Source organism: Phenylobacterium sp. (assembly GCF_019636135.1).
Lineage (GTDB): Bacteria > Pseudomonadota > Alphaproteobacteria > Caulobacterales > Caulobacteraceae > Phenylobacterium.
Map to the genome: position 1 here is coordinate 66,416 of NZ_JAHBYD010000026.1, position 8,083 is coordinate 74,498.

General features: G+C 72.0%; 7 protein-coding genes. 5 read left to right on the top strand and 2 right to left on the bottom strand.

Features of this window, described 5'->3' with window-relative positions:
• Positions 1 to 91: 91 nt before the first annotated feature.
• Both KF737_RS17205 and KF737_RS17210 read right to left on the bottom strand, forming a co-directional pair.
• On the bottom strand, positions 92 to 2,245 hold the full coding sequence (locus tag KF737_RS17205) for a glycogen debranching N-terminal domain-containing protein (RefSeq protein ID WP_296457670.1): 2,154 nt from the start codon (positions 2,243 to 2,245) through the stop codon (positions 92 to 94).
• Positions 2,246 to 2,255: 10 nt separating this feature from the next.
• The gene (locus KF737_RS17210) at positions 2,256 to 3,302 is read right to left on the bottom strand and encodes a glycosyltransferase family 4 protein (protein ID WP_296457673.1); all 1,047 of its coding nucleotides are present in this window, start codon (positions 3,300 to 3,302) and stop codon (positions 2,256 to 2,258) included.
• Positions 3,303 to 3,471: 169 nt separating this feature from the next.
• Here KF737_RS17210 and pgl point away from each other — a divergent pair, with 169 nt between their 5' ends.
• The 5 genes from pgl to KF737_RS17235 form a co-directional block, all read left to right on the top strand.
• Positions 3,472 to 4,131: a 6-phosphogluconolactonase gene (gene pgl, locus KF737_RS17215; protein WP_296457675.1), complete on the top strand. Its 660-nt coding sequence runs from the start codon at positions 3,472 to 3,474 to the stop codon at positions 4,129 to 4,131.
• 5 nt (positions 4,132 to 4,136) lie between these two features.
• On the top strand, positions 4,137 to 5,957 hold the full coding sequence (edd, locus tag KF737_RS17220) for a phosphogluconate dehydratase (protein ID WP_296457679.1): 1,821 nt from the start codon (positions 4,137 to 4,139) through the stop codon (positions 5,955 to 5,957).
• A gap of 154 nt (positions 5,958 to 6,111) precedes the next feature.
• Complete coding sequence (gene glk / locus KF737_RS17225) at positions 6,112 to 7,083, top strand: glucokinase (RefSeq protein ID WP_296457683.1); 972 nt, start codon at positions 6,112 to 6,114, stop codon at positions 7,081 to 7,083.
• A gap of 220 nt (positions 7,084 to 7,303) precedes the next feature.
• Positions 7,304 to 7,570: a DUF1778 domain-containing protein gene (locus KF737_RS17230; protein WP_296457686.1), complete on the top strand. Its 267-nt coding sequence runs from the start codon at positions 7,304 to 7,306 to the stop codon at positions 7,568 to 7,570.
• On the top strand, positions 7,558 to 8,083 hold a 526-nt coding region (locus KF737_RS17235; RefSeq protein ID WP_296457688.1), incomplete at its 3' end, for a GNAT family N-acetyltransferase. The genes KF737_RS17230 and KF737_RS17235, both read left to right, overlap by 13 nt.

Sequence of the window (8,083 nt, forward strand, 5' to 3'; positions counted from 1 at the left end):
CACAGGAAACGTGCAGCGTTGACGTTGCGGCCCGCCACGACCTCACAGCCCAATGGGTGGCCGCCGGGCCATGACGTATTGGTGGATTCATTCAACTGTAGCGCACGCGCAGGCGCGGACCGCGGCTGTTGGAATGCACCGCCACGCGCGCGCCCTGCCGCTCGAAGACGAGGTCGATGGCGCCGTCGCCGACCTGCAGGCCCTCGACGCCGAGCCGGTCGATGCCCAGCGGCAGTTGCGGATCGCGGATCTCCACCTCGCCGCAGTCGCCCAGGACCTGGAGGCCCAGGCAGGCCTGCAACAGCATGAAGACCGAGCCGGCCGCCCAGGCCTGCGGCAGGCAGGCCACCGGATAGGCCACCGGCGGCTCCCCCGCGGCGCGCGGGAAGCCGCACCAGAGCTCAGGCAGGCGCATGTCGAACCGCATCGCCGCCTCGAACATCGCCGCCGTCACCTTCACCACCCCGCGCCGCTCGCCGTAGTAGGAGAGGCCCAGCGTCGACAGCGCCGTGTCGTGCGGCCAGACCGAGCCGTTGTGGTAGCTCATCGGATTGAAGCGGGCCTGGTCGTTGGCCAGCGTGCGCAGCCCCCAGCCCGAGAAGAAGTCGGCCGACATCAGCCGCCGCGCCACCGCCTCGGCCCGATCGGCCCGCGGCAGGCCGGTGAACAGCAGGTGCCCGGGGTTCGACGCCACCACCTGGCACAGGTCGTTCCGGCCATCGAGCGCGATGCCGTAGAACTGCTCCTGCGGCATCCAGAACCGGTCCTCGACCACGGCCCGCAGCGCGCTCGCCCGCGCGCTCCAGCTCTCGGCCGCCTCGGCCTCGCCGCGCCGGGCGCAGAGCGCCGCCATGGCCCGGTAGGCGGCGAAGGCGTAGCCCTGCACCTCGACCAGCGCGACCGGCCCGCTGGGGAGGCGGCCGTCGGCGTGGAAGATGGAGTCGCCCGAATCCTTCCAGCCCTGGTTCGAGAGCCCGCCGTCCATCCCGCGCGCATAGGCGATCAGCCCCAGCGGATGACGATCCGCCGTCATGGTGATCCAGCCGGCGGCCCGCTCCAGCGCCGGCCACCAGCGGTCGAGCTGGGCGTCGTCGCCGGTGCGCTGGGCATAGGCGCCGGCCAGGGCCACGAACAGCGGCGTGGTGTCGACCCCGCCGTAGTAGCGGCCGAAGGGCACCTCCCCCAGCGCGGCCATCTCGCCGCGCCGCGTCTCGTGCATGATCTTGCCGGGCTCGGAGTCGCGGAAGGCCGAGGTCTCCGTCGCCTGGTGGGCGGCCAGGTAGTTCAGCACGCCCTTCGCCAGGGACGGCTCGAACCACAGGAGCTGCCAGGCGGTGACGATCGCGTCGCGGCCGAAGGCGGTGGAGAACCAGGGGATGCCGGCGTACGGATAGGGGCCGGTCTCCATCGGCGTGGTCAGCAGGGCGAGGTCCGCCCGCGACTTGTCGATCCAGCCGTTGAACAGCCGCCCGTTGGTGGTGATCCGCGCGCCCTTGCGCTGGCGCGCGCGCATGGCGAAGCGGGCCCGGGCGGCCGCGGCGCGGAACCGCGCGCGCGACGGCGGCGCCGCCCCGGTCGCGCCGACTTCGATGTAGAGCTCCCAGCAGGCGTCGGGCTCCAGCCGGACGCGGAACTCGGCCTGCTGGCCGGTGAGCGCGGCGGGAGTGTCCGAGAAGGCGATCACGCTGCTGCGGGTCACCTGGTCGAGGCCCTCGTAGCGGAAGCACACGGTGCGCGGGCCCACGTCCGGCGGGTCGGCGATCCCGCGCCGCCGCCGGATCGCGCCGCGCACCTCGAACATGTCGCGGAAGTCGGCGGCGAAGCTGAACACCAGCGGCAGCTCGATCGCCTCGGTCGCGTAGTTGGTCAGCCGCAGGCGCTTGTAGAGCCGCTCCTCCCAGAGGAACCGCTTGCGTTCCAGGTGAACGATGCCGGGCGGCATCACCGGCCCGGCCGGCGCCGGGATGGCGCGGTTCAGGCCGTGGCTGGTGAAATAGACGTTGTCCTGGCTGAGCGCGCCCGACAGCAGCGTGGGCGTGCGCTCGCCCAGCGTCAGCTCCCAGCGCGACAGGATGCGGGTGTCGTCCTGGAAGAGGCCGTCGGCCGCGCCGGCGATGTCGCCGTGGCTGTCGCAGACCAGGAAGGTGTCCCGGTCCTTGAGCGCAAAGAGCCGCTGGGGAACCCGCGGCTCCTCGATCTCGCCCCACTCGACGGGGGTCGTATGGCTCGGCGCGAGGTCGTTCATCGCCGGTCTCTTACGCCGCCTCCGTCAGCCGCTCCGCGTTCAGGCGTTCGTAGATCTCGACATAGCGGCGCGCCATGACGAGCGAGGAGAAGCGCGCCTCGAAGCGCGCGCGGATGGCGCGCCGGTCCAGGGCGCGGGCCTTCGCCACCGCTTCGGCCGCCTCGGCCTCGGAGCGGACGATGAAGCCCGTCACGCCGGGTTCGATCACCTCGGGCGCCGAGCCGCAGTCCCACGCGATCACCGGCGTGCCGCAGGCCATCGCCTCGATCATCACCAGGCCGAAGGGCTCGGGCCAGTCGATGGGGAAGAGCAGCGCGTCGGCGCCGCCCAGGAACGCCGACTTCTCCCGGTCGCCGATCTCGCCGATGTAGGTCACCTGCGGACGCGCCAGCAGGGGCTCGATGCAGTCCTCGAAATAGGCGCGGTCGGCGTCGTCGACCTTGGCGGCGATGCACAGCGGACGCCCGGCGGCCTCGGCGATGGCGATCGCCCGGTCGGGCCGCTTCTCGGGCGAGATGCGGCCCAGGAACGCGAGGTAGCCCTCGCTCTGCGGGCTGAACGCGTAGAGGTCGGGGCACATGCCGTGATGCACCGTGGCGGCCCAGCTCGCGAACGCCAGCGGCCTTCGCTGGTCGTCGCTGATCGAGACCAGCGGGAACTGCGGCCAGCGGCGGTAGACCGGCGGCAGGTCCTTCAGGTCCAGCCGCCCGTGCAGGGTGGTCAGCGTCTTCTCCGCCATGTCCTCGAACATCGGGAAGTGGATCATGTCGGTGTGGAAGTGGATCACGTCGAACCGGTCGGCGAGCCGCCGCACCTCGGCGAGCTGGAACAGGTGGGCGGCCAGGTCCGACTTCAGCGGCGCGGGGTCCAGCCGGATCGCCTGGTCGCGCACCGGCGCCAGCATGCCCAGCGTCTGGGCCTCGGCCGAGGCGAAGAGGGTGACCTCGTGCCCCAACATCGCCAGGGCGTCGGTGAGGTGGGCCACGACCCGCTCGGTCCCGCCGTAGAGGCGGGGCGGCACGGCTTCGTACAATGGGGCGACTTGGGCGATACGCATGGCTGACTCCGGCCGGTCTGACAGGCCAGCGGCCGCCGCGCCCCATCATGCCGCGACTCCTGGCTCCAGCTTTGAGACCGCGTGAAGCGCGCCGAGGTTCCACGGCTTTCGCGAAAAGCCGGGGCGCGCAGGGCGCCGTCCCGGGGGAATGCGCGTTAAGGAGACGCCCATGATCGAGACCTACCCAACGTCGGCGGCGCTGTCCGAGGCCGCGGCGCACGCCGTGGAGGCCCAGCTTGTCGCGGCGCTCCGCACGCGCGGCCGCGCCGGGCTGGTGGGCACGGGGGGCCGTTCGCCAGGGCCGGTCTACGACCGCCTGAGGGACGCCGCGCTCGACTGGAGCCGGGTGATCGTGACCCTGTCGGACGAGCGTTGCGTCGAGCCCGATGATCCGGCCGCCAACATCAGGCTCCTGCGCGAGCGGCTGCTGGCCGGCCCGGCCAGGCGGGCGCACCTCCTGCCGCTCTGGCCCGCCCCCGACCCGGCGGCGCTGGCGGCGATCCAGCCGTTCGACGCGGTGATGCTGGGCATGGGCGAGGACGGCCACGTCGCCTCGCTGATCCCCGGCGATCCGGGCCTGGACGACGCGATGTCGACCGCCGACCTCCTGCGCAACGTCCCCGCCGGGCTGGGCAAGCCCCCCGTCGCGCGGATCACGCTGACGCTTTCCGCCCTCCTGAACGCGCGCGCCGTCTTCCTTCTGGTCGCGGGGGAGGCTAAGCGCGAGGTCGTCCGGCGGGCGCAGGCGGGCGAGGACCTGCCGGTCGCCCGGCTGCTCTCGCAAACCCGCACGCCCGTGCGCATCTTCTGGACCCCGGACGGAGGTTGAAGCCCATGGCCGCCACGCATCCTGTCACCGCCGAGGTCACCCAGCGCATCGTCGAGCGCAGCCGCGACAGCCGCGCCGAGTACCTCGAACACATGGCCGCCGCCCGCGCCTCCGGGCCCGGCCGCGGCAAGCTCTCCTGCGCCAACTGGGCCCACGCCTTCGCCGCCTCGCCCGAGGGCGACAAGCAGCGCATGCGCGACCCGACCGCGCCGAACGTCGCCATCGTCTCGGCCTACAACGACATGCTCTCGGCCCATCAGCCCTACGAGCGGTTCCCCGACATCATCCGCAAGGCCGCCCACGAGGTGAAGGCGACCGCCCAGTTCGCCGGCGGCGTGCCCGCCATGTGCGACGGCGTCACGCAAGGGCGGCCCGGCATGGAGCTCAGCCTGTTCAGCCGCGACGTGATCGCCATGTCGACCGCGGTGGCGCTCACCCACGACGCCTTCGACGCGGCGCTGATGCTGGGCATCTGCGACAAGATCGTGCCCGGCCTCTTCATCGGCGCCGCCGCCTTCGGCCACCTGCCGGTGATCTTCGTGCCGGGGGGGCCGATGACCAGCGGCATCTCCAACGCCGAGAAGGCCCGCGTCCGCGCCCTCTACGCCGAGGGCAAGGCCACCCGCGAAGAGCTCCTCACCTCGGAGATGAAGAGCTACCACGGCCCCGGCACCTGCACCTTCTACGGCACCGCCAACTCCAACCAGATGATGATGGAGATGACCGGCCTGCACCTGCCGGGCGCGGCCTTCGTCACCCCCAACACGCCGCTGCGCGACGCGCTCACCGCCGCCGCGCCGAAGCGGGCGGTGGAGATCCGCGACGGCTCCAACGACTACACGCCCTTCTCCGCCGTCATCGACGAGAAGAGCCTAGTGAACGCCATGGCCGGCCTGCTCGCCACCGGCGGGTCGACCAACCACACCCTGCACATCCTGGCGATGGCGCGGGCCGCCGGCATCCGGGTCGCCTGGGAGGATTTCCACGACCTCAGCCGCGTGACGCCGCTGATCGCGCGGGTCTATCCGAACGGGTCCGAGGACGTGAACGCCTTCCACGCCGCCGGCGGGATGAGCTTCGTCACCCGCACCCTGCTGGACGCCGGCCTGGTCCACGACGACGTCATGACCGTCGCCGGCCGGGGCCTCGGCCGCTACCGGCAGGAGCCGTTCCTGGAGGACGGCCGCCTCGTCTGGCGCGACGGTCCCGCCGCCAGCCTGGACCGCGACATCCTGCGGCCCGCCGACGACCCGTTCGAGGCCGAGGGCGGGATGCGGCTGCTCACGGGCCCGCTGGGCCGCGGCGTCATCAAGACCTCGGCGGTGAAGCCGCAGCACCGCCGCGTGGAGGCGCCGGCCATCGTGTTCGAGGACCAGGAGGCGCTGCTGGCGGCCCACAAGCGCGGCGAGCTCGACCGCGACTTCATCGCCGTCGTCCGCTTCCAGGGCCCTCAGGCCAACGGCATGCCCGAACTGCATTCGCTGACGCCCACCCTCGGCGTCCTGCAGGACAAGGGCTTCAAGGTGGCGCTCGTCACCGACGGCCGCATGAGCGGCGCCAGCGGCAAGGTGCCGGCGGCGATCCACGTCACCCCCGAGGCCGCGATGGGCGGCCCGCTCGGCCGCGTCCGGACCGGCGACGTCATCCGCCTCGACGCCGAGGCGGGCGTGCTCGACATCCGCCTCGATCCGCGCGAGCTGATGGCGCGCCCGCCCGCCGCCGCGCCGCCGTCGCAGCCCGGCTACGGCCGCGAGCTGTTCGGCTGGATGCGCCGCGCGGCCGGCCCCGCCGACACCGGCGCCTGCGCCCTCTTCGAGGCCGCCTGATGGTCGACTCAGCAGCGGCGGAGCCGCAGCCAGAAATGAACCGCGGAGATCGCGGAGCTACGCGGAGAGGCCGCCGCGGTCTCCGACTCCTCCGCGTATCTCCGCGATCTCCGCGGTTGGATCGAGGGGCCTCGGCCCGACCAGGAGTCCCTGTATGAAGCCGCAGTGGGTCGGGCTGGTGGGCGACGTCGGCGGCACCAATGCGCGCTTCGCCGTGGTCGACGCGCAGGGGCACATCCGCAATCCCCGCAGCTTCGCCAACAAGGACTACCCCAGCCTCGCGGCGATCATCGACGAGTACATCGCCACCACCGTGGGCCGGAAGCGGCCGCCGCGGGCGGTGATCGCGGTCGCGGGCCCGGTGCTGGACGGCGAGATCGAGTTCACCAACCTCGACTGGGTGGTCTCCGAGGTCGACCTCCTGGCCCATTTCGAGTTCGAGGCCGTCGAGCTGATCAACGACTTCGCCGCCCAGGCGCTGGCCTGCCCGCTGCTGGAGGGGCCCGACCTGCACACCCTGGGTCGCAACCTGCCCAGGGGGCCGCACGACTGCCCGATGGTGGCGCTCGGCGCCGGCACCGGCTTCGGCGTCGCCGCCCTGGCCCGCAGCGAGCGCGGCGACCTCGCCATCGCCACCGAGGGCGGCCACGCGGCCTTCGCCCCTGCCGACGACGTGGAGGCGGCGGTCCTGAAGCGGCTCGCCGGGATGTACGGCCGGGTCTCGATCGAGCGGCTGCTCTCGGGCCAGGGCCTCTACGACCTCTACTGCGCGCTGGCCGAGCAGCAGGGCGTGGCCGCCGTGCTGCCCGACGAGGTGGCGGTGACGACCGAGGGGCTGGTGGGCGATCCGCTCGCCGCGGCGACGCTGGACCGCTTCGGCGCCATCCTGGGCTCGGTGGCGGGCGACCTGGCGCTCACCTTCGGCGCGCGCGGCGGGGTCTTCGTCTCGGGCGGGATCGCCCCGCGCATCGCCGGGAAGCTGGCGGCCGGCCCGTTCCGCAGGCGCTTCGAGGACAAGGGCCGCCTGTCGGACTACGTCGCCGCCATCCCCACCTACCTCGTGCAGCACCCCTATCCCGCCATCGTCGGCGCCGCCCGCCAGCTCGAACAGATGGAGCGGCTATGAGCGCCCCGGAGCAGCTCCGCCGGGCCGTCGCCGCCAGGGTACGGTTCACAATAGGCTGACCGCGCCGGCGAGAGCTCCACGTCCGCGGCCCGGTGATCGGGATACGGGCAGGCAGCGTGTATTGACAATGTAGATACGAGCGATCACCTCTATCGGTATGGTGCGAACTCACGTCAAAGTCGGCGGGACCACGGGCGAAGTCGCCGAGGCTGCGCCCCGGATGGACGCCAAGGGTTCGATCAACCTCAGGATCGAGGCGCAGACGCGCCAACTGATCGACGATGCGGCGGCGGTGCTCGGCAAGACCCGTACCGAGTTCATGATCGACAGTGCTCGGGCGCAGGCGATCGATATTCTCCTGGACCAGCGGCTCTTCGTTCTCGAGGCCGAGCGCTATGAGGCGTTCACGCGGGCGCTCGACAATCCACCCGCTCCCGGGCCCAGGCTTCGGGACTTGCTGCGGCGCAAGCCGTCATGGTCGACCTGAGCGGTCCCGGGTTCGCCGGCTTGTCGGGGCTGTCCGCGCCCGTACCGCTCTCACTGGGCCATGACCTGTCGTCCTTCGATTGTGGCATGCACGCGCTGGACGCATGGCTGAAGGAACGGGCGATCAAGAATGAGAGCCGCTTCTCGCGAACCTATGTGGTCTGCGAGGGTGAGCAGGTGGTCGGCTACTACTGCATTTCCGCCGGGGCGGTGGAACGCGGAGCCGCGCCGGGCAAGCTGCGCCGCAACGCGCCGAACTCGACCCCCGTTTCGATCATCGGCCGGCTGGCGGTGAGCCGAAGCCATGCGGGGCGAGGGCTCGGAAGCGATCTTCTGAGCGATGCACTTCGGCGGATCGCGCTCGCCTCCCGGACCATCGGCATCGGCGCAGTGCTCGTGCAGGCGAAGGACGAGGCCGCCAGGCGCTTCTACCTGGCGCGCGCCGAGTTCGAGGAATACCCCGCCGAGAGCCGCACATTGTACCTGGCGATCGAAACCGTCGTGGCGGCCTTCA

Excerpts from the sequence above, each read along its gene's own strand:
- KF737_RS17205 (WP_296457670.1), bottom strand. The coding sequence starts at position 2,245 with ATGAACGACCTCGCGCCGAGCCATACGACCCCCGTCGAGTGGGGCGAG.
- KF737_RS17210 (WP_296457673.1), bottom strand. The coding sequence starts at position 3,302 with ATGCGTATCGCCCAAGTCGCCCCATTGTACGAAGCCGTGCCGCCCCGC.
- pgl (WP_296457675.1), top strand. The coding sequence starts at position 3,472 with ATGATCGAGACCTACCCAACGTCGGCGGCGCTGTCCGAGGCCGCGGCG.
- edd (WP_296457679.1), top strand. The coding sequence starts at position 4,137 with ATGGCCGCCACGCATCCTGTCACCGCCGAGGTCACCCAGCGCATCGTC.
- glk (WP_296457683.1), top strand. The coding sequence starts at position 6,112 with ATGAAGCCGCAGTGGGTCGGGCTGGTGGGCGACGTCGGCGGCACCAAT.
- KF737_RS17230 (WP_296457686.1), top strand. The coding sequence starts at position 7,304 with ATGGACGCCAAGGGTTCGATCAACCTCAGGATCGAGGCGCAGACGCGC.